At 52.4% G+C, this 20,007-nt stretch carries 20 protein-coding genes; 12 read left to right on the forward strand and 8 right to left on the reverse strand.

The window, feature by feature from the left end; all coding sequences use genetic code 11:
• The 7 genes from pyrC to PMI17_RS23570 all read left to right on the forward strand — a co-directional run.
• The coding region (pyrC, locus tag PMI17_RS23540; RefSeq protein ID WP_007893659.1) for a dihydroorotase at positions 1 to 889 on the forward strand (889 nt) is incomplete at its 5' end.
• 68 nt (positions 890 to 957) lie between these two features.
• Complete coding sequence (dinI, locus tag PMI17_RS23545; protein WP_007893661.1) at positions 958 to 1,203, forward strand: DNA damage-inducible protein I; 246 nt, start codon at positions 958 to 960, stop codon at positions 1,201 to 1,203.
• Positions 1,204 to 1,346: 143 nt separating this feature from the next.
• Complete coding sequence (locus PMI17_RS23550) at positions 1,347 to 1,616, forward strand: hypothetical protein (RefSeq protein WP_007893663.1); 270 nt, start codon at positions 1,347 to 1,349, stop codon at positions 1,614 to 1,616.
• Between the two features lie 278 nt (positions 1,617 to 1,894).
• The gene (bssS, locus tag PMI17_RS23555; protein ID WP_007893664.1) at positions 1,895 to 2,149 is read left to right on the forward strand and encodes a biofilm formation regulator BssS; all 255 of its coding nucleotides are present in this window, start codon (positions 1,895 to 1,897) and stop codon (positions 2,147 to 2,149) included.
• Between the two features lie 106 nt (positions 2,150 to 2,255).
• The gene (solA, locus tag PMI17_RS23560) at positions 2,256 to 3,371 is read left to right on the forward strand and encodes an N-methyl-L-tryptophan oxidase (protein ID WP_007893666.1); all 1,116 of its coding nucleotides are present in this window, start codon (positions 2,256 to 2,258) and stop codon (positions 3,369 to 3,371) included.
• A 295-nt stretch (positions 3,372 to 3,666) separates the two neighbouring features.
• Complete coding sequence (locus tag PMI17_RS23565; RefSeq protein WP_007893668.1) at positions 3,667 to 4,239, forward strand: cytochrome b; 573 nt, start codon at positions 3,667 to 3,669, stop codon at positions 4,237 to 4,239.
• A gap of 1 nt (position 4,240) precedes the next feature.
• A complete protein-coding gene (locus PMI17_RS23570) occupies positions 4,241 to 4,816 on the forward strand; it encodes a YceI family protein (RefSeq protein WP_007893670.1) in 576 nt (191 codons plus the stop codon).
• A gap of 36 nt (positions 4,817 to 4,852) precedes the next feature.
• On the opposite strand, the gene PMI17_RS23575 is transcribed toward PMI17_RS23570, so the two are convergent.
• Positions 4,853 to 5,908, reverse strand: coding sequence for a rhodanese-related sulfurtransferase (locus tag PMI17_RS23575; protein WP_007893672.1), 1,056 nt, complete (start codon positions 5,906 to 5,908; stop codon positions 4,853 to 4,855).
• Positions 5,909 to 6,175: 267 nt separating this feature from the next.
• On the opposite strand from PMI17_RS23575, the gene PMI17_RS23580 reads away from it, so the two are divergent.
• From PMI17_RS23580 to PMI17_RS23590, 3 genes are all read left to right on the forward strand, one after another.
• The gene (locus PMI17_RS23580) at positions 6,176 to 7,099 is read left to right on the forward strand and encodes a Kdo(2)-lipid IV(A) acyltransferase (protein WP_007893674.1); all 924 of its coding nucleotides are present in this window, start codon (positions 6,176 to 6,178) and stop codon (positions 7,097 to 7,099) included.
• Between the two features lie 559 nt (positions 7,100 to 7,658).
• Positions 7,659 to 7,925 (forward strand): hypothetical protein, encoded by a 267-nt coding sequence (locus PMI17_RS23585; RefSeq protein ID WP_007893676.1) that lies wholly within the window; start codon positions 7,659 to 7,661, stop codon positions 7,923 to 7,925.
• A gap of 119 nt (positions 7,926 to 8,044) precedes the next feature.
• Positions 8,045 to 8,443: a MysB family protein gene (locus tag PMI17_RS23590; RefSeq protein ID WP_007893677.1), complete on the forward strand. Its 399-nt coding sequence runs from the start codon at positions 8,045 to 8,047 to the stop codon at positions 8,441 to 8,443.
• A 3-nt stretch (positions 8,444 to 8,446) separates the two neighbouring features.
• Here the strand turns inward: PMI17_RS23590 and PMI17_RS23595 are convergent, their stop codons facing one another.
• The 3 genes from PMI17_RS23595 to PMI17_RS23605 form a co-directional block, all read right to left on the reverse strand.
• Positions 8,447 to 8,686, reverse strand: coding sequence for a YceK/YidQ family lipoprotein (locus PMI17_RS23595; protein WP_007893679.1), 240 nt, complete (start codon positions 8,684 to 8,686; stop codon positions 8,447 to 8,449).
• A gap of 143 nt (positions 8,687 to 8,829) precedes the next feature.
• Entirely contained in the window at positions 8,830 to 11,379 is a 2,550-nt protein-coding gene (gene mdoH, locus PMI17_RS23600; RefSeq protein WP_007893681.1) for a glucans biosynthesis glucosyltransferase MdoH, read from the reverse strand.
• The gene (locus PMI17_RS23605; RefSeq protein ID WP_180823737.1) at positions 11,372 to 12,907 is read right to left on the reverse strand and encodes a glucan biosynthesis protein G; all 1,536 of its coding nucleotides are present in this window, start codon (positions 12,905 to 12,907) and stop codon (positions 11,372 to 11,374) included. Before PMI17_RS23605 ends, mdoH begins: the two co-directional genes overlap by 8 nt.
• Before the next feature lie 278 nt (positions 12,908 to 13,185).
• On the opposite strand from PMI17_RS23605, the gene mdoC reads away from it, so the two are divergent.
• Positions 13,186 to 14,310 (forward strand): glucans biosynthesis protein MdoC, encoded by a 1,125-nt coding sequence (gene mdoC / locus PMI17_RS23610; RefSeq protein WP_007893684.1) that lies wholly within the window; start codon positions 13,186 to 13,188, stop codon positions 14,308 to 14,310.
• A 30-nt stretch (positions 14,311 to 14,340) separates the two neighbouring features.
• Here mdoC and PMI17_RS23615 read toward each other — a convergent pair whose 3' ends face one another.
• Positions 14,341 to 15,804 (reverse strand): phosphatidylserine/phosphatidylglycerophosphate/cardiolipin synthase family protein, encoded by a 1,464-nt coding sequence (locus PMI17_RS23615; protein ID WP_007893686.1) that lies wholly within the window; start codon positions 15,802 to 15,804, stop codon positions 14,341 to 14,343.
• A 153-nt stretch (positions 15,805 to 15,957) separates the two neighbouring features.
• Here PMI17_RS23615 and PMI17_RS23620 point away from each other — a divergent pair, with 153 nt between their 5' ends.
• Complete coding sequence (locus PMI17_RS23620; protein ID WP_007893688.1) at positions 15,958 to 17,106, forward strand: hypothetical protein; 1,149 nt, start codon at positions 15,958 to 15,960, stop codon at positions 17,104 to 17,106.
• Here PMI17_RS23620 and PMI17_RS25555 read toward each other — a convergent pair.
• The 3 genes from PMI17_RS25555 to PMI17_RS23625 all read right to left on the reverse strand — a co-directional run bounded on the left by PMI17_RS25555 (position 17,103) and on the right by PMI17_RS23625 (position 19,791).
• Positions 17,103 to 17,276: a hypothetical protein gene (locus PMI17_RS25555; protein ID WP_007893690.1), complete on the reverse strand. Its 174-nt coding sequence runs from the start codon at positions 17,274 to 17,276 to the stop codon at positions 17,103 to 17,105. The genes PMI17_RS23620 and PMI17_RS25555 overlap by 4 nt on opposite strands.
• A 39-nt stretch (positions 17,277 to 17,315) precedes the next feature.
• The gene (locus PMI17_RS25560; protein ID WP_007893692.1) at positions 17,316 to 17,459 is read right to left on the reverse strand and encodes a hypothetical protein; all 144 of its coding nucleotides are present in this window, start codon (positions 17,457 to 17,459) and stop codon (positions 17,316 to 17,318) included.
• A gap of 130 nt (positions 17,460 to 17,589) precedes the next feature.
• Positions 17,590 to 19,791: a TonB-dependent siderophore receptor gene (locus tag PMI17_RS23625; protein WP_007893693.1), complete on the reverse strand. Its 2,202-nt coding sequence runs from the start codon at positions 19,789 to 19,791 to the stop codon at positions 17,590 to 17,592.
• Positions 19,792 to 20,007: the final 216 nt, after the last annotated feature.

The raw sequence follows: 20,007 nt of genomic DNA on the forward strand, positions 1-20,007 counted from the left end.
GGCGCCTGCCGTAGCCTATCGCGAACGTATTCTGGCCGCGTTGCCTGCTGAGCATGCTTTTACTCCGCTGATGACCTGCTACCTCACCGATTCGCTCGATCCTGATGAGATCGAACGCGGTTTCCGTGACGGGATCTTTACCGCAGCCAAACTCTATCCTGCACATGCCACCACCAACTCCAGCCATGGTGTCACCAACATCGCTTCCATTGCTAAGGTGCTGGATCGCATGCAGCAAATCGGAATGCCAATGCTGGTGCACGGCGAAGTGACCGATGCGCATATCGATATTTTTGACCGTGAAGCCCGCTTTATCGAAACCGTGCTGGAACCGCTGCGCAAACAGTTCCCGGCGTTGAAAGTGGTGATGGAACATATCACCACCCAAGAAGCCGCCGAGTATCTGGCTGCAGGTAACGATCTGCTGGGCGCAACAATTACGCCGCAGCACCTGATGTTTAACCGAAACCACATGCTGGTGGGCGGCGTACGTCCGCATCTTTATTGCTTGCCGATTCTGAAGCGCAATATCCATCAGGAAGCGCTGCGCAAGCTGGTCGCCAGCGGTAATCGTCGTGTATTTCTCGGTACCGATACCGCACCGCATCTGCGCCACCTGAAAGAGGCCAGCTGCGGTTGTGCTGGCGTGTTTAATGCCCCTACCTCGCTGCCGGCTTACGCCACGGTATTTGAAGAGTTGCATGCGTTAGAACATTTCGAAGCTTTCTGCTCTGAGAACGGCGCCAACTTCTATGGTCTGCCGTTGAACGAAGGCACCATAACGCTGGTGCGTGAGTCCTGGAAGGTTGAGGAGAGTATTGCGCTGGCTGACGATACGTTGGTGCCGTTCCTTGCCGGTGAAACCCTGAACTGGCGCATTAAAGATTAATTCAATGCTGCTTGCCTTCGGGATAACTATACTGTACAAATAAACAGTATATTATTCCGGAGGCTTCTATGCGTGTTGAAATTACCGTAGCAAAAACTTCGCCCCTGCCCGCAGGTGCACTGGACGCACTGAGCATCGAACTGGTCCGTCGCATTACGCAGGATTTTCCTGACGACGATCATCACGTCAAAGTCCGTTATGCCGGCGGCAATCAGCTCAGCGTCTTTGGTGGCTGTAAAGAGTCACGTGAGCGCATCAGCGAACTATTACAAGAAACCTGGGAAAGCGCTGACGACTGGTTTAATAACGATTAACTGCCACTGTGCCGTTTTTGCCGGGTTTCGCCACCCGGCTTTTTTGTTTTTATTTCGCTCTCGCCAGAAAAACTTCCTGCATCTAGACTCATGTTAAACGATCCCCTATTCTTGCCTCGTCATGCTTACAGGAGGTGTTTTACATGACTACTGAAAAACCAGAAGAGGCGATGACCTTTGGGGAATTGCTGGCATTTATTGCTGACCAACAGCGCCGCTTAACCGTATTAGAAAATGCTTTTGCCACGCTGACCTTCTGTCTCGACGATCGTGCCAACCAGCTGCTGGTACACAATTTGACGCTTGAAGCGCAAAACCAGAACCATGACGAGCAGTTACAGCAGCATTTTACCCGGTTGGCCGAAGAGATTCAGAAGCGTCACGGCCTGCTGCCAGCAGAGTCACAACCGTAACAGCACCACCCTTTTTGCGTTAAAGTTTCGCGGTAAAAATGCCGATAATCTCTTACGTCCCGGCAGTAATATTGCCAATAAAATGCCTGACGCTTCGGGCATTTTATTATTCGGTAAAAAGGGTTTTATAAACGCGTTTATTTCAACGCCGTTAACTTTCGTCATACCTTTTAACTATTGTACCCGCTGATCCATGTTATAATTGTTTCGCTAGTGCACGATACAGCCGCATTGAACCTCAAGAAGCACTTCGTTTAACGAGTAATACGGAGGTTATAATGGACAGAAATAAAGACGTCATCCAGACTCATCCGTTGGTGGGATGGGACATCAGCACCGTAGACAGTTATGACGCCATGATGATTCGCCTGCACTCGCTCTCCTCGCAGGATCAGAAAGAAGAAGAAGCTGACGTGGGCCCGACCTACTGGCTGACTACCGATGTCGCCAGACAGTTTATCTCCCTACTCGAAGCTGGCATTGCAAAAATAGAGTCGACCGAGCAGTACCTACGCGACAATCAAAAGCATTAATTTCCACTATCGCGTGAAAGGGCACCCAACAGGGTGCCTTTTTCATGGGCGCTCTCTTTTGATATGCTGTTGAAAAATTTCGCCGTTTTGCTGGAGTGATGTCGTTATGGTTTATGATCTGATTGTGGTAGGAAGCGGTTCGGTAGGTGCAGCCGCTGGCTTTTACGCGACTCAGGCCGGCTTATCCGTGCTGATGATTGACAGCGCCCATCCACCGCACAATCAGGGCACCCATCATGGTGAAACCCGCCTGATTCGCCATGCTTACGGCGAAGGCGAACGCTACGTCCCATTAGTGCTGCGCGCCCAAACGTTATGGGATGAACTGGAGCGTCAGAGCGGCGAGCGCATTATGCATCGTAGCGGCATTCTCAATTTAGCGCCGATCACCTCCCCGTTTATTCAAAATGTCATCGACAGCGCAAAAGCGTGGCAGTTGGATGTCACCCTGCTGCAGGCTGACGAAGTGCGGGCACGCTGGCCGCAATTTACCGTGCCGGATGAGTATATCGGCGTGTTCGAACCCAACTCCGGCTTCCTCAAATGCGAGCAGGCGGTGCGCAGCTGGGTGCAGCTGGCTGAGCAGGCGGGCTGCGCGCAACTGTTTAACTGTCCGGTGACGGAAATCGGCCGCGACGGTGATTTACAGCAGGTCACCACCAGCGACGGTATTTTCCGCGCTCGTAAATTATTGATCAGCGCCGGAACCTGGGTCAGTCATTTAGTTGATGGTTTGCCGGTGGCGCCGGTGCGCAAAGTGTTCGCCTGGTATCAGGCCGATGGCCGCTATAGCGAGAATAACAAGTTCCCAGGTTTTACCGTGGAGATGAGTGATGGCAGCCATTTTTACGGCTTCCCGGCGGATAACAATGCTTTGAAAGTGGGACGTCATGATGGTGGGCAGTTAATGCATGCACCTGCAGATCGTAAACCTTTTGGCAGTATCGCAGTCGACGGTAACGAGTCGTTTAACTTCCTGCGCAAGTTTTTGCCGGGCGTCGGTGTCTGTTTGCACGGCGAAGCGTGCAGTTATGACAACACGCCGGATGAAGATTTCATTATTGATACGCTGCCGGGTGAGCCCAATCGCCTGATTATTACCGGCCTGAGCGGGCATGGTTTTAAATTCGCCAGCGTGCTGGGCGAGCTTGCCAGCGAATTTGCGCAAAATAAACCCTTCTCTTTCGATATTAAGCCCTTCTCGCTGAGCCGTTTTAACTAATATTTTCTGGTCGGCGCATAAAGTGCGCCGACTCAATTGACGCAACCTGACAATAAATTACCTTTCATGACGCTTAATTCCCTCATTCAGCGCATTTAGTGAAGTATTCCCCCTCGCTTGCACGATTGCCTTTCACTGTAACTTAACCCTTTCAATTATCCTGAAGGAGTTACCGTTAATTACTCATTTAATCCGAAGATCATTTTCAACTTTATAGAAAAGTAAGGTGAATTGATTTTGTATTACAAAATGTAGATGCTCATTACCACTTATTTCATTTTGCTGGACATTTAATATGTGGCGCAATTCCACACAGCACTTCGGCATCGTCTCAATTTTCATGCACTGGCTCATGGCGCTGGTTATTTACGGCATGTTTGCGCTGGGATTATGGATGGTTGGATTAGGTTATTACGACGGCTGGTATCACGATGCACCTGAGATTCATAAAGGCATCGGCATTATGCTGTTTGCCGCTCTGCTGTTGCGTGTCGGCTGGCGATTTATCTCGCCGCCACCTAAACCGTTGCCAGGCTATTCACCTGCAGTGCGCCGTTCAGCCACTGCGGCACACTGGATGCTATACAGTCTGCTGATCGTATTGCTGATCAGCGGCTACCTCATCTCCACCGCCGATGGCAAAGCCATCTCCGTATTTGGCTGGTTCGACGTGCCAGCCCTGTTCAGCGGCGCCGGCCAACAAGCCGATTTGGCTGGGGACATTCATCTTTGGCTGGCCTGGGGTTTAGTGCTGCTTTCAGCACTGCACGCGCTGGCTGCCTTGAAACACCATTTCATCGACCGTGATGTGACTCTGAAAAGGATGTTGGGCTACCGCATCCCGTTAACCTCTGAAAAGGAAAAGTAACATGTTAAAGAAAACATTACTGGCAGTAGCCGCGGCCGGATTATTAAGCGCCAGCCTGACCGCCAGCGCAGCGGATTATAAGTTTGATAAGGAAGGCCAGCATGCGTTTGTCCAGTTCCGTATTCAGCATTTGGGCTACAGCTGGTTATACGGCACGTTCAAAGATTTCGATGGCGGCTTTACCTTCGATGAAGCCAATCCGTCGGCGGACAAAGTGAATGTCACCATTAACACGAATAGTCTCGATACCAACCATGCCGAACGCGATAAGCATCTGCGTAGCGCAGATTTTCTTAACACCGGCAAATTCCCGCAGGCAACTTTTGCTTCAACCGCGGTGAAGAAAGAGGGTAAGGATTACAAAATCACCGGCGATTTGACGCTGAATGGCGTGACCAAACCGATCACCCTGGATGCAAAATTGATGGGCGAAGGCAAAGATCCGTGGGGCGGTTATCGTGCCGGATTTGAAGCCAGCGGAGAGATTGTGCTGAAAGAGTTCAATATCAGCAAAGACCTTGGCCCGGCATCACAAAAAGCAGAACTGATTATTTCGGTTGAAGGTGTGCGCAAGTAATAAAATGCAGCCTGAGCGCTTCAGGCTGCACTGAAATTACTTTTTATCCGGTGCCGGAATCGCCATCGTCATGTTCAGTAAACCACGTGATTTATTGAACACCTTATTGCCATTCTCACGGCCCGCACGGCGTGCGCGCTGCTCTTCTGGCGACAGCGTTGACTCTTCCATGCAGATGGGGCTACAGCAGTTGTTATACTTTTCAGCGCAGCTTGGGCACTGAATGAACAACAAATGACAGCCATCATTGATGCAGTTGGTATGGCTATCACAAGGCGTACCACACTGATGACAGCTGGAAAGAATATCGTCGGAGATGCGTTCGCCCATGCGCTCATCAAAGACAAAGTTCTTGCCCTTGAAACGCACCGGTAAACCCTGTTCACGCGCACGACGGGTGTACTCAATAATGCCGCCTTCAATGTGGTAAACATCATTGAAGCCGTTATGTTTCATCCACGCGCTGGCTTTTTCACAACGAATGCCGCCGGTGCAGTACATAACAATCTTTTTGTCTTTCTTATCCTGCAGCATATCCACTGCCATCGGCAGCTGATCGCGGAAGGTATCTGCGGGGACTTCCAGCGCATTATCGAAGCGCCCTACTTCATATTCGTAGTGATTGCGCATATCGACAAATAACGCATCAGGATCGTCGAGCAGCGCATTAACGTCGGCGGCTTTCAGGTAAGCGCCTACATCGCTGGCATCAAAGCTGTTGTCTTCAATTCCATCAGCAACAATGCGCTCACGCACTTTCAAACGGAGAACCCAAAAGGATTTGCCGTCATCGTCCAGCGCGATATTCATGCGCAGATTATTCAGCGCCGCATCGAAGGCGTACAAGGTCGCCTTCATTTTTTCATAACGGCTGGCGGGCACGCTGATCTGCGCGTTGATGCCTTCATGCGCCACATAGACGCGGCCAAACACCTTGAGCTTAGTTAACTCAACGTAGAGGGCATCACGGAACGCTTTGGGATCGGCAATCTGGAAGTATTTATAAAAAGAGACTGTAGTACGTGGTTCGGTTTCCGCCAACATACGTTCCTTCAGCTCTTTATTGGAAACAAGGTTATGTAACACTGGCATGGTGTTCGTCCTGTTAGCAATCAGAGAAATTAAGCGCGCGTATGATACCCGAATTCTGCCGGATGCAAAATCTTTGGTGTGTTAAGCCTAACGCGAGACATAACCGGCGTAATTCTGCGTCACAATTGCATTTTCGTGCGCATAGCTGCTGCCGGATGACAGTCCACCGTCTATGCTTGATTTCAGCCAGAGTGAAAAAATGGCATAATGCTAAAAAATTACAGAAACCGGACTCTCTGGCATAAGACGCAGGATACTGACATTTTCATGACTCAACTTCCCCAACTCACCCGCGAACTGCTTCATCCACGCTATTGGCCGACCTGGATCGGCATTGGTTTTCTTTATTTATTGGTGCTCTTACCTTATCCAGTGCTACACGCGATTGGCTGCGGACTGGGACGCATCGCGATGCGCTTTATGAAGCGGCGCGTCGAGGTGGCACAACGCAATCTGGAGGTGTGCTTCCCGACTATGCCGACTAATGAACGTGAAGCGATGGTGAAACACAATTTTGAATCGGTGGGTATGGGACTGATTGAAACGGGGATGGCGTGGTTTTGGCCGGACTGGCGTATTCGTAAATGGGTGGCCGCCAGCGGACTTGAGCATGTTACCCATGCGCTGGAACAGAAGCGTGGCATCTTATTAATAGGTATGCACTTTCTGACGCTGGAACTGGGTGCCCGCGTGTTTGGCATGCACAATCCAGGCATTGGCGTGTATCGCCCCAACGACAACAAGCTGATCGATTGGCTGCAAACCTGGGGCCGCATGCGCTCCAACAAAAGCATGCTCGACCGTAAAGATCTCAAAGGCATGATTCGCGCGATGAAGAACAACGACATTATCTGGTATGCACCGGATCATGATTACGGCCCGCGCAGTAGCGTGTTCGCCCCTTTCTTTGCGGTGCCGGATGCGGCGACCACCACCGGGACACATATGCTGATCCGTCTCGCCAATCCGAGCGTAGTGCCGTTTCTTGCACGACGCCTGCCGAATGCGCGCGGCTATGAACTTAAAATGATGCCGGACATCCGCGATAAGTTCACACTTGAAACTGAGCTTGATACCGCGGTAGTGATGAATAAAGTGGTTGAAGAAACGGTCCTGTTGGCTCCAGAGCAATATATGTGGTTGCACCGCCGCTTTAAAACCCGCCCTGAAGGACAACCTTCCGTTTATTAAAATCTTTTCGGGGTACTGCTGGTGCCCCACACATCTCCATTCTAATTTGCCTTATCCCGCGATTTTCGCCGGTTATTAATAAGCGAGTCGGACCAGCCTGAACTTAGGCTGATAGTTAACTTAGCGCCAGATAAAGTCAGACAGCATGCGGATATCCTGCGACAATCTTGCTAAAAGTGAGGGTTAAGTGAGTTAACCAGCGCGAAAATCTGCGCTTCGAGCTGATTATTGATTTGCGCCTCATTAATATTTACTCACAAAATTGTGCCGCTACGGACCTGATTCCGATCATTTCCAGGGCTATTCCTATTTAATATTGCTAAACCCTTCGACTTCACTTATCAATGCAGTAAAATTAACTTAATAAACAAGGCATTGTCTGAACAAAAAACGCCATATTCCATCCAGGCAAAATAATCAGCCTTCTTATATCATTATGGAATTTGTCGCCAAAATCGAATGCAGTTAATTTCGGTGATGACAGTTAGCATAATAAGTTCAAATTTTAAAAAATATAAAAAGATTTCACACAGCAAATATATCTCAGGATACATATTATATGAATAAAGGCATCTACTACTACGTGACGGTCAGTACCGATCAAGAAGGTTATCATCTGCTGCATCGGAAAGAGTGCAAACGTTTACCTGTGAAGGAGGATATGGTTTTTATCGGCACGCTGTATAATTTAAATCAGGCACTTACAACCGCTCGTATTAATTTCAAAAAAGTTAAGCCCTGTATTAAATGTTGCATTCGTTACTCTGCTCCCATTATTCATGAGTCAGTACGCCCGGTATTACACTTTCCCCAGAAATTAGCCTGAAGGGTTGGGCGGTTGAATTTCACTCAACCGCCCAACCGATATTCACTCTCTTCCCTTCACTTGCTGTTTTTTCGTCTATCCTTCTGTGAAATCCCTTTTTTACAGACATGGAGTTGATGATGAGCCTGTTTAGCACCCTGGAAGAAGCCATTGAAGCGGCACGCGAGGAGTTTCTCGCCAGCCAACCCGAGATTGCACAAGAAGATGCCAATGTCAGCCAGTTCGCCCTGCAAAAGTACGTGATGCAGGATGGCGACATTATGTGGCAGGCCGAATTTTTCGCTGAAGAGGATGGCCAGGGCGAATGCCTACCCATCTCCAGCGGTGAAGCCGCACAGGCGATATTCGACGGTGATTTCGATGAAGTCGAGTTACGTCAGGAGTGGCAAGCTGAAAATACCCTGCACGAATGGGATGAGGGCGAATTTCAGTTAGAGCCACCGCGCGACCTTGAAGAAGGTGAAGCGGCGGCGCAGGAGTGGGAAGACGACAACAGCCCTTCTGACAACTTGCCTTAAGCGTTATTCGTACGGGCCGTGATTGGCATCAACCGGCAATAACAGCGTGTCCATGACCAGCGATAGCGGTAAATCGAGAATGGTCAGCACACGCCACGGTCCGTCACGAACGTCCCACTGCACGCCAGGATAATATTGGTTGCCATGCCCCTGTCCGGGAAAGGTGCGGCTAATAATACTGCCACAGCCGGTAAGCAACAGAATGGTGGCGCTAAGCGCAGTTATTTTCAGGAAAGCATTCACAACGTGTACTCACAATGAACTTGCGCCAGTTTAACCCTCTCTCAGAGGAGTGACTACTTCTTCAGGTGTAAAGGTTGCGTTATTCTCTGCAGATTAACGGCATAAAAAAAGCGGCATCTCTGCCGCTTTTTACTTTATTAACCTTAACGCTGTGGCAGCGCCTCAGGGTTGAGCTTCAGCTTTTGATAGCTTTCCACCCACTGATGATATTTGTCCGCACTTTCCCACAAGCGTGAGTGAACACGTGCCAGCACCACCGGATCGCTAATCAGCTGCAAACGCTGCTCGCGGTTAAGTTTCTCTGGCGCATCACTCAGTGCCTGATCAACGCGACGATCGCGTGCATGGTCCAGCAAATCACTCTGTTTGTGACGCGATGTGGCCATCGCCGTCGCCAGCGCGTTAAACGCAGGGTTAAACAGCGCGTGCATAAAGCCATTTTTCAGCGCACGTTGACGGTTGATCTGCAGATAGTGATCGGTATCGACCAGCTCTTTTGGCGGCTCGTACTCTTCGGGAATCAGGAACAGCTTAGCGTTCTTGCTCTTCTGCCCTACCGTCGCACGGCTCGACATCACCGACACAAATGGCGACAGGATCAGCGAGAAGACAATCGGCGACAGCCACCACAGGAAGTTCAGATCCAGCAAGCCCATGCCGCCCGCCCACACGATACCCAACAGCATCTGTGAACCGTGACGACGGAAGGCTTCGCTCCACGGCGTCGCATCATCGTCACGCTGCGGTGAATTCCATACCACTTCCCAGCCAAGGAACGCGCTGACCACGAAGACGGTGTGGAACAGCATGCGCACCGGTGCTAACAGCACCGAGAACAGCATCTCCAGAATCAGCGAGCAGAACAAGCGGATGGCGCCACCGTAAGGTTTCGCTCCCTTGAACCAAATCAACACCACGCTCAACAGTTTCGGCAGGAACAGCAGCACCAGCGTGGTTGAGAACAGCGCAATCGCCAGATCAGGACGCCACTGCGGCCACACCGGGAACAGCTGGCGCGGCTGCAGGAAGTAGGTCGGTTCCATCAGCGTGTGCACCACCTGCAAGGCGGTGGAGAGCGCAAGGAACATAAACCACAACGGCGCAGAGAGATACGACATCACGCCCGTCAGGAACACCGCACGGTGAACCGGGTGCATACCTTTTACCAGGAACAGGCGGAAGTTCATCAGGTTACCGTGGCACCAGCGACGGTCACGCTTCAATTCATCCAGCAGGTTCGGTGGCAGCTCTTCATAAGAACCCGGCAGATCGTAGGCAATCCATACGCCCCAACCCGCACGACGCATCAGCGCCGCTTCAACGAAGTCATGCGACAGGATCGAACCGGCGAAGGAGCCTTCTCCCGGCAGCGGAGCCAGCGCACAGTGCTCAATGAACGGTTTCACACGAATGATGGCGTTATGCCCCCAATAGTGCGATTCACCCAATTGCCAGAAGTGCAGACCGGCGGTAAACAGCGGACCGTAAACACGCGTGGCAAACTGCTGACAACGTGCATACAGCGTATCCATGCCTGACGCTTTTGGCGAAGACTGGATAATACCGGCGTTCGGGTTAGCATCCATCATGCGCACCAGACCGGTAAGACACTCACCGCTCATTACGCTGTCGGCGTCCAGCACCACCATGTAACTGTAGTTGACGCCCCAGCGACGGCAGAAGTCATCGATGTTGCCGCTTTTACGCTTTACACGACGACGACGACGACGATAGAAAATCTTGCCCGCACCACCGACATCGCGTACCAGCTCCATCCAGGCTTTCTGCTCGGCGATAGCGATGTCCGCATCGTAGCTGTCACTCAGAATGTAAACGTCGAAATGCTCGGCATTACCCGTACGTTTGACCGATTCCCAGGTCGCACGCAGGCCCGCGAACACGCGCTCAACGTCTTCATTACAGATCGGCATGATTAACGCAGTGCGATGTTCCGGATTCAGCGGTTCATCACCGGTGGTCGAGTACGAAATACTGTACTTATCGCGGCCAATCAGCAGCTGTAGGAAGCCCATCAGTGCGGTCCAGAAACCGGCTGAAACCCAACAGAACAGAATGGCAAACAGGAACAGAATCCCGGTCTGCAAGATATAAGGCAGAATCAATTCAACCGACTGCAACCAGTTCTGGTTAAACATCTCGATCGGATCGATCAGCGTCCAGCCCTGATACGGCAGAATGGTTTTCATGTACCAGGTGGCCACCACGGTTTGCAGAATCGTGAGAATCAGCAACACGTAACGACGCATTGAACCCACGTGTCGCCACTTGTCCTCGGTTTTTTGCTCTTCCACCGAGGCATAGCGCGGCGTGGATTTCTTACCACGGACAGAATCCCAGGCGCGCGCAATGGGGTTGGTGCGCCAGATCTCCGGGAACATCAGCGAACGCTTCACCTTCGGCATCGCCTTCAGCGTGGTGCGGTCGAGATAATCCTTGCTCAGCTGCTGACCATCCGCCAATGAGTCTGGCCAGGCCATTTGCACACGGGATGACACCGATTTCAGCGGCGCATCATCCGGGCGCTCGCTGGCGGCAATATCTTGCCCCAGCGACGTATGAATAGCGTGGAACGCCTGCGCATTCTGTAGCGAATCGCTCAGACGGGCGCGCCCTGCCGCGTCAAGCGGCAGAGCCTCCACGTAAGATTGAGGTAAAAATATCGATTTATTCATTGGCAGGTAGCTGATAGCTCCAGGTTTCCGTCAATGTCTTGTCGCCGCTTACCAGCGCCGCACGCATTTCGGTCGGCTGCTTGTTATCTTTCACACGCAGACGCAACACTAAACGCCAGCCTTTGGTTACCGGGTTGTAGCGTACACTCTGCTCAACCACGTCAGCGTTGTCACCCACGCTAACCTGCGGTGCCACTTGCGTATCTTCAGGCAGCTTGCTCATCGCTTTGCCGACAAAATCCACGGTGAAGGCGATAGAACCATCCGGCTGACGCACCAGGTTCGACTGTTTCACATCACCCGCTGAACGCAGCGTATCTTTCACCCAGGCGATGTCATCTGAATGCAGCTGATTTTCATCACGCGTAAAGTGCAGACGATACTGGAAGTTCATCTCTTTGCCTGGCTCTGGCAGTTTTTCCGGCGTCCAGAACGCGACGATATTATCGTTGGTTTCATCGGCAGTCGGAATCTCTACCAGCTCAACGCGGCCTTTGCCCCAGTCACCCTGCGGCTCAACCCAGCCACTTGGACGCAGATCGTAGCGATCGTCGAGATCCTGGAAACGGCTGAAATCACGCGTGCGCTGCAGCAGACCAAACCCTTTCGGGTTCTCAACGGTAAAGGTGCTTACCGCCAGATGTTTCGGATTATTCAGCGGACGCCAAATCCATTCACCGTTACCGGCGTGAATCGAAAGACCGTTTGAATCGTGCAGCTCTGAACGGAAGTTAGTGACCGGCGAAGGCTGGTTAGCCCCAAACAGGAACATGCTGGTCAACGGCGCAACGCCCAGTTTGCCGACGTTATCACGCAGATAAACTTTGGACTGCACATCAACCGTTGATTCTTTGCCCGGACGAATGGTGAAGCGATACGCACCGGACGCGCGTGGCGAATCCAGTAGCGCATAAATCACCAGCTGTTTGTCCTGCGGTTTTGGACGTTCAATCCAGAACTCTTTAAAGCGCGGGAACTCTTCACCTGACGGTAATGCAGTATCAATCGCCAGACCGCGCGCCGACAGTCCGTAAACCTGGCCTTCGCCAATTACACGGAAATAGCTGGCACCGAGGAAGCTGGTGATCTCGTCGTCTTTGCCTTTTTTATTTAAAGGATACAACACCTTAAACCCAGCAAAGCCGAGGTTTTTGACTGAATCAGCATCGTGCTTAACGTTGCCAAAATTGAAATAGTCAGGGTCATATTTAATTTCACGTACTGAAGACGCCGTGACTTCGTTAATTTTCACCGGCGTATCGAAATACATACCCTGATGGTAGAACTCAAGCTTAAACGGCGTACGCAGTTTGCCCCAATAAGCTTTGTCGTGGTTAAACTGGATCTGCTGATAGTCAGCAAACTTCATTTCACGAAACTGAGAGGGTAAATTGCTCTTTGGCGCTTCGAAACTTTTCCCTGCCAACGCCTTGGCTTGTTTTGCTACATCATCGATGTTAAACGCCCAACTATTGTTGGCATACAAAGCCAGCAGAACTGCCGCGCCTACCCAGCGCATCTTTACCAGTCCCACTTTATTATTCACATTATTCAGCACATCCCCCCCTTTCGTGTGCTTAGATCAAACCCGATTATCTTAAAGGATTATTCGGTATTCCGACAGCGTATGTAATAGATTGTTCCGCTGATTTGTAAGCTGAAAGTGTGCTTTTCGGATAATTAAACCCTGCAAAATCACATACAGATTCACCTGATAGTATACCCTGTTTACAGCCGGTAGAATTTTCCTTCGGCATAATCTGGTTTCAGGGCGAAACCGGCAAGTAAACTGACTATTGGAAGATTATGAGTTCAGCTAAACCCGAACGTGAATATTTCCTCGATTCGATTCGAGCGTATTTAATGTTATTAGGCGTGCCTTTTCACGTCTCACTGATTTACTCCACGCAAAAATGGGCGGTGAACAGCCATGACGCCTCGATGTGGTTGACGGTACTTAATGACTTTATTCATGCCTTCCGCATGCAGGTATTCTTTGTTATTTCTGGCTATTTTTCCTACATGCTCTACTTACGCTATCAGCCCCAGCGCTGGCTGAAAGTGCGTCTGGAGCGCGTCGGCATTCCCATGTTGACAGCCGTTCCGCTGATTACGTTGCCGCAGTTTTTCATCACCAAAAATCTCACCGATAAAATCGGCGACTGGAACAGTTTCTCACTGTACGACAAGTACAATACGCTGATGTGGGAGCTGATTTCGCATCTGTGGTTTTTACTGGTCCTGGTCATTCTCACCACGCTCGGCATGTTGACGTTTCGCTGGCTGAATAAACAGCAGCGCGTTATCAATTATCAGCAAATTGGCTGGGGGAAACTGACGCTGGCGCTGCTGATTTATGCCTTGATATGGTGTGCGTTCCGCCGCGTGCTGTTTTATTTCCTCCCGGCGGTTTTTGCCGATGGCCTGTTCAGCATTGCCGTGATGCAAATGTTGACGTTCCTGCCGTTCTTTATGTTGGGCGCGTTGAGCTGGAAGCATCAGGAGCTGAAAGCGCTGTTTGTGCGCTTTAATCCGGTGATGTGCTTTGGCGCCATTGCCGTGTTTATCGCCTACAGTCTGAATCAGCGTTACAGCAGTGGCGAAGGTTGGCTGTATGAGATTGATATGATCATCACTACGCTCATGGGTTTGTGCATGCTCAACGTCTGCTTTAGCTTCGGTCACAAGCTGCTGAACAGCCATTCACCGCGCATCATGTATCTGGTTAATGCCTCGCTGTTTATCTATCTGGTGCACCATCCGCTGACCATTTTGTATGGCATCTACATTACGCCGCACATTGGTAATAACACGCTCGGCTTCTTCCTCGGTTTATTGATGGTGTTTGGCGTGGCCTTTACGCTGTACGAAATTCATCTGCGCATTCCACTGCTGCGCTTCCTGTTCTCCGGTAAGCCACAGCGCAAATAAACAACGGGCCAGCTAAGCTGGCCCGTTGTTTTAGAGCAACCACTCCACCGGCAGACGCCACACCAGGCGCACCAGCAAGCGCTGCAGCAGCGTGCACTGCGGTTCATGCTTGTGCACCACTTCGCCCTGCTCATGAGCATACTCTACCCAGTTGACGCGCCCCCACTTATCGAGACGCAGTGTCCAGGCGCGATCGCGCATGCCGGCAATAAAACGTTGGTGGGTTTGTTGTGCCAACGCTTCGCTCTCAATCACCAAACCCATTTCGGTATTCAACATCGCCGAACGCGGATCGAAATTAAACGAGCCGATAAACACTTTACGGTTGTCCACGGTAAAGGTTTTGGCATGTAAACTGGAGCCTGAGTTACCGGTTAAACCGCGGTCGTGCGGCGCGCTTTGCGGATTATCCTGTGGCTTCAGCTCATACAGCGCGATGCCATGACGCAGCAGTTTTTTACGCCAGCGCGCATAACCGGCGTGCACCACCGTAACGTCATTAGCCGCCAGCGAGTTGGTGAGTATGGCGATTTTAACCCCGCGCCGCTTCAGCGCCAGCAGCTGCGCCACGCCAGAACGCGTAGGAACAAAATAGGCGGAGATAATATCGAACTGCTGCTGCGGCATCCCGATCACCTCCAGCATGCGCTGCGGCAACAAATTACGCCGCTTCGCCTTGCCGAGGCCTTTGCGCGGGTCATCGCTCAGTAAGCGCGACTCCGCCCACGTCATCTCCAGCTCGCCCTGCTCCATCTGGTTGATGAATGAGGAGTGCTCCAGCCGCGCCAGATAGCGTTCCACCGCTTCACTCTGCTGCCACTCCTCCGGCAAGCGCACCGCCTGATGCGCCTCGCCGCTGACGTCAACCACCTTACGCAGCGTTGATACCGCTTTACTGCGCCAGTAGCGCTCGAAATCCTGCGTCACCTCGTCCACCACCGGACCGATCGCCAGCACATCAAGATCGGTAAACAGCGGTTCATCGCCCGTGCCAAAATATTCATCGCCGATATTGCGTCCGCCCACCAGCGTGGCCGCACCATCGACCGTCAGACTTTTATTGTGCATGCGTCGATTAAGACGCGAGAAATCGGTGAGATAACCCAGCGCGCGCAATGTGCGAAACGAAAAGGGATTGAACAAGCGCACGGCAATGTTGGGATGACGATCGAGTTCGGCCAGCGTCTCATCCAAACCCGGCGTGTTGTTGTCATCGAGCAGCAAACGCACTTTCACCCCGCGCTCGGCGGCATCCAGCAGCGCGCTAAACAGCAAGCGGCCGGACATGTCGTTGTGCCAGATGTAGTACTGCACATCAATGCTGTGCTGCGCCCTGCTCATCATCTGATAGCGCGCAGCAAAAGCGTCTAAGCCATCGTTGAGCGGATGAATACCGCTCATGCCAGGATGCTGTGCGCAGCGCGCATCAACATTCGGTTTCAGCCCTTTGCCCGGATGCTCCTCGGGCGGCAAAGATTGTGCTGCTTCACTCATAGTGAATCCCTGAAAGCTGTGGACCTATTATTGTTAGTATCGGCGCGATAAATGGCAATCGGAGCCTTCCTCATCTGCCAAATGGCGCGTCGTCAATTTAGTCTAGACTTAGCCAAGCGTTCTGCATCCGGCGTTCACCGTGAGGAGAGGATTATGACTCAGCAATCCCTGCGCCATCACCCTCAGCTGTTCCGAAGCTTTTTTCAAGGCAGTTTTCCCTGTTCCACCGCATGTCGCGCGGGCGGACGTCGGCTGGATATGGTGATCAGCAGCGGCCACGATATGCTGCTGGAGAAAGATTATGCCGCCCTGGCGCGAGAGGGTTTGCACACCGCGCGCGATGGCGCACGCTGGCACCTGATCGAAGCCGTGCCCAACGAATATGACTGGCGCACCTTTCTACCGATGGTGCATGCCGCGGCGCGCCATGACATGCAGATTATCTGGGAGCTGGCACACTTTGGCTATCCTGATCACCTTGATATCTGGAAAGCCAGTTTTGTTGACCATTTCGAACGTTTCGCACGCGCCATGGCGCAGCTGATGCGCGATGAAGGTATCGAAAAACCCTTTTTCACACCGATCAATCAAATTTCATTCTGGTCATGGGCGGGTGCCGATGTCTCCTGGCTCGATCCCTACGCCAGCGATCGCGGGCGTGAGCTAAAGCGCCAACTGGTGCGCGCTTCGCTGGCGGCGATGCATGCGATTCGTGAGGTCTATCCCGATGCGCGCTTTGTGCTGACCGATCCGCTGGTGCAAGTTGCCACCCATCCCGATAATCCCGACAGCAAACCTTATGCTGATGCCCAGCATCAGGCCCAGTTTGAAGCCTGGGACTGGCTTGCCGGACGCGATGCGCCTGAACTGGGTGGACGCGAAGATTTTCTCGATGTTCTCGGCCTGAACTACTATCCGGATAATCACTGGTTCTTCTCCGGCGACACTATTCCGCTCGATCATCCCACGCGGCAACCGTTGCACCGTTTATTGCTGCAGTGCTGGCAGCGCTACCAGCGGCCGATGATTCTGGCGGAAACCGGCGCCGAAGGCGATGCGCGCGCGCCCTGGCTGCGTCAGGTGAGTGAAGAAGCGCGATTGGCGCTAGAGCAAGGTGTGGCGCTGGAAGGGATTTCGCTCTATCCGGTGGTGGAGTATCCGGCATGGGCCGACGATCGGCGTTCCCCAGGCGCGCTGTTTGGCCTCGGCGATCCCAACGGTAATCGCACCTTACATGAGGCGCTGGCGCTGGAGTTGCGCAGTCAACAGATTAAGTGGCAGAACCGGCAGACAAAAGATTAAGAGTGTTGGGTGGTGACGCTTTGTTGCGGGCAGGTTTGTACATCAAGCGAGGGATCGGCGGGATGCCGCACATCGGTAAGCCAGGTCATGGTGAAGAGAAACACCACACCAATCAGGCAGGCAGATAACAGGCCAATTATGGCGATCAGTTTGTCATCTCTGGCTTCCATCGACATCTCCTTACCGGCTTCCGTTTCCCGTTGCTGACGTTAACTCATCCACAGCGTAATCATCAGGACGAAGATTATAAGCGTAACCGACGTCACTGCAAGTACCACAATGGCGAAGAGCGCGTCGTCGAGCGGCTGTCGATAGGGTTCGTCGTGATCGTCTGGTGGTGCAGGTGAACTCATGATGACTCAAACATAAAGGCGAGTTTTCGAGCAGGATTGCCGCACAGAGTGTAATGCAATGCGCCGTAAGTTACAGGAATATTTCAGCCAGAGAAATAACGGGGCGCGTGCACGCCCCGTCTGGAGGAGGTTAGAAATCGTAGCTCAGCGAGACTTTCACCGTACGCGGTTCACCCTGCGACAAATAGGTGCCGCTGTCATCCACGTTGGCCCAATATTTCTCATTGGTGACGTTTTCAACGCCCACGCGCCACACCATATCATTCTGGTTAACCTTCATGCGGTAACGCAGACCTAAATCCAATGTGGTGTAGTCATCCAGCTTGGTGGTGTTTGCCAGGTTGGCATACTGGGAACCGGTGTAGTTCAGCAATGCCGTGGCGGTCAAACCCTCAACCGGCTTGATGTCATACTCAGCACCCAGCGCCGCCGTAAAGCGCGGCACGCCAATGGCGTTCTTGCCATCCTGACCGCTATCGCCGGTTTTGGTCATATCCGGATCGATCCAGGTGGCGCTGCTGTTCAGACGCAGACCCAACACCGGCTCACCGAACACATTCAGCTCAACCCCGCGGTTACGCTGCTCGCCATTCAACTTGTAGATCGAATTATTCAACACACCGACCGGCTGTTTAATTTCAAACAACGCCAGCGAACCGCCAACACGACCAAAGTCCGCTTTCACCCCGACTTCGTTCTGCTTAGCGTGCACAATGCCGGTGACGCTACCGTAGTTTATGGCGGTATATGGCGCGGCGGTGCCCGGCGTCAGTGACTCGGTGTGGTTAGCATACAGCGAGATATTTTGCGTCGCTTTATACAGCAAGCCATACGCTGGTAGCCAACGGCTGCTGTCAAAACGTGTCGCTGTATCTTCCGCGCCGTCATAACCGTAGTTACGCACCACCACTTTCTGGTGACGCGCGCCCACCGTTGCCAGCAAGGTGTCATCAAAGAAGCCCAGCGTATCGCTCAGCAGATAACCCTGCGAGCGCGAACGGTAAGTGGTCAGCGGATCGCCAAACTTCGTGCCGCCGGCGAACACGCTGTCCGGCTCTGCCACATCCTGCGGATGGTAGATATTGATGTCAGCATCGTTACCTGACGACATGCGATAGCTGTTTTTCGCGTTTGCCGTCATCGCCGAATAGCCAAAGTTCACTTTGTGCGTCACCGGGCCGGTGGTGAAATCACCACGCAGGCCAACCATGCCGCTCATGTTGTCCTGCACGCGATTGGTACGGAAACGGCCGATGGTGGCATTACCAGCGCTATCTAGAATCTTCGGCGTACCGTAGTTGCCCACTTCATGGGTATGCTGCGCGCCCAGACCGGCATAGGCAGTCCACTGATCGTTCAGATCGTACTCGGCTTTCGCCAGACCAAATTCCGACTCGATATCGCTGAACACCCAATTCTGGCTGTAGTTTTTCGAGTTAGAGGGCACATCAGGAATGAAATCGATGCCGCTGATATTGATGCCGTTGCGCGCATCGTGGAAGGTCTTCTTCTGGTAACCGACGTCGAGCGAGGTGCGCAGACGATCGCCACGATAATCCAACCCCAGCGAGGCGGCGGTGGTACGTTTTTTCTCGCCGTCGACTTCAGTGCCGCCTTCGCGGTTGACCGCATTCAGACGCACGCCAAACTGGTTATTGTCGCCAAAACGACGACCAATATCGGCGCTGCCGCCCACCTGTGAACCGGAGGTGTAATCCACACCGATACGCGTCAGTGGCGTGTCATCAGCGTGCTTTGGCTCAAGGTTAATCATGCCGCCAACGCCGCTCTCAGCTGAACCGTTCAGCAGCGCGTTAGCACCTTTGAAAATTTCCACCCGGTCAATCAGCGAAGCATCCATCACCTGGCGCGGCACGATACCGGCTAGACCGCCATAGGTCATAGCATCGCCATCCAGCTTGAAGCCACGAATGCGATAGCTTTCAGCGAAGTTGCCGTAGCCTTTCAGATTCTGCACGCCAGCATCGTTGCGCATCACGTCACCGATGGTTTGCGCCTGCTGGTCCTGAATCATTTTCGAGGTGAAGCCGATGACGTTAAACGGCACATCCATGGCGTTTTGCTCACCCAGCATGCCCAGGCGGCCGCCGTGGGCGATTTGACCATCCAGAAACGCAGGCACTAAATCATTGCCGCCTGGCTTGAAATCCGTTTGCGGTGTCGCGGTCACGGTCAGCGTCTGCTGTTCGTTTTTCGCGTTAGTTGAGGTTGTGGTGTTGGTAGTAGCAGCCATCACTGGCAAACAACCGGCGCTGACCATTACGGCCAACAGCGTCGGTTTCAGTCCGGGATTGAAAGGCATAGCGCGCATGGGATCCCCTAATGCAAACGAAGTGATAATCATTATTATTGCGGTTTGCGATTATGCGCAGTCGTTGCGCGAAAGCAAGAAAAATTCCACTTTCTGCATTCACTTTATAGAGGGGAAAGGCATTCGGTCGCCATGAATGGCGACCCTACAAGCGTTACAGCGATGCTGATTCAGGAATAGGCATTGATGCTGCAGCGCGGGTGTTGAGGCGACATC

It is taken from the genome of Pantoea sp. GM01 (assembly GCF_000282675.1).
Lineage (GTDB): Bacteria > Pseudomonadota > Gammaproteobacteria > Enterobacterales > Enterobacteriaceae > Pantoea > Pantoea nemavictus.

Bases quoted from the DNA above. Each gene is read 5' to 3' on its own strand.
- dinI (WP_007893661.1), top strand. From the start codon at position 958: ATGCGTGTTGAAATTACCGTAGCAAAAACTTCGCCCCTGCCCGCAGGT.
- PMI17_RS23550 (WP_007893663.1), top strand. From the start codon at position 1,347: ATGACTACTGAAAAACCAGAAGAGGCGATGACCTTTGGGGAATTGCTG.
- bssS (WP_007893664.1), top strand. From the start codon at position 1,895: ATGGACAGAAATAAAGACGTCATCCAGACTCATCCGTTGGTGGGATGG.
- solA (WP_007893666.1), top strand. From the start codon at position 2,256: ATGGTTTATGATCTGATTGTGGTAGGAAGCGGTTCGGTAGGTGCAGCC.
- PMI17_RS23565 (WP_007893668.1), top strand. From the start codon at position 3,667: ATGTGGCGCAATTCCACACAGCACTTCGGCATCGTCTCAATTTTCATG.
- PMI17_RS23570 (WP_007893670.1), top strand. From the start codon at position 4,241: ATGTTAAAGAAAACATTACTGGCAGTAGCCGCGGCCGGATTATTAAGC.
- PMI17_RS23575 (WP_007893672.1), bottom strand. From the start codon at position 5,908: ATGCCAGTGTTACATAACCTTGTTTCCAATAAAGAGCTGAAGGAACGT.
- PMI17_RS23580 (WP_007893674.1), top strand. From the start codon at position 6,176: ATGACTCAACTTCCCCAACTCACCCGCGAACTGCTTCATCCACGCTAT.
- PMI17_RS23585 (WP_007893676.1), top strand. From the start codon at position 7,659: ATGAATAAAGGCATCTACTACTACGTGACGGTCAGTACCGATCAAGAA.
- PMI17_RS23590 (WP_007893677.1), top strand. From the start codon at position 8,045: ATGAGCCTGTTTAGCACCCTGGAAGAAGCCATTGAAGCGGCACGCGAG.
- mdoH (WP_007893681.1), bottom strand. From the start codon at position 11,379: ATGAATAAATCGATATTTTTACCTCAATCTTACGTGGAGGCTCTGCCG.
- mdoC (WP_007893684.1), top strand. From the start codon at position 13,186: ATGAGTTCAGCTAAACCCGAACGTGAATATTTCCTCGATTCGATTCGA.
- PMI17_RS23615 (WP_007893686.1), bottom strand. From the start codon at position 15,804: ATGAGTGAAGCAGCACAATCTTTGCCGCCCGAGGAGCATCCGGGCAAA.
- PMI17_RS23620 (WP_007893688.1), top strand. From the start codon at position 15,958: ATGACTCAGCAATCCCTGCGCCATCACCCTCAGCTGTTCCGAAGCTTT.
- PMI17_RS25555 (WP_007893690.1), bottom strand. From the start codon at position 17,276: ATGGAAGCCAGAGATGACAAACTGATCGCCATAATTGGCCTGTTATCT.
- PMI17_RS25560 (WP_007893692.1), bottom strand. From the start codon at position 17,459: ATGAGTTCACCTGCACCACCAGACGATCACGACGAACCCTATCGACAG.
- PMI17_RS23625 (WP_007893693.1), bottom strand. From the start codon at position 19,791: ATGCGCGCTATGCCTTTCAATCCCGGACTGAAACCGACGCTGTTGGCC.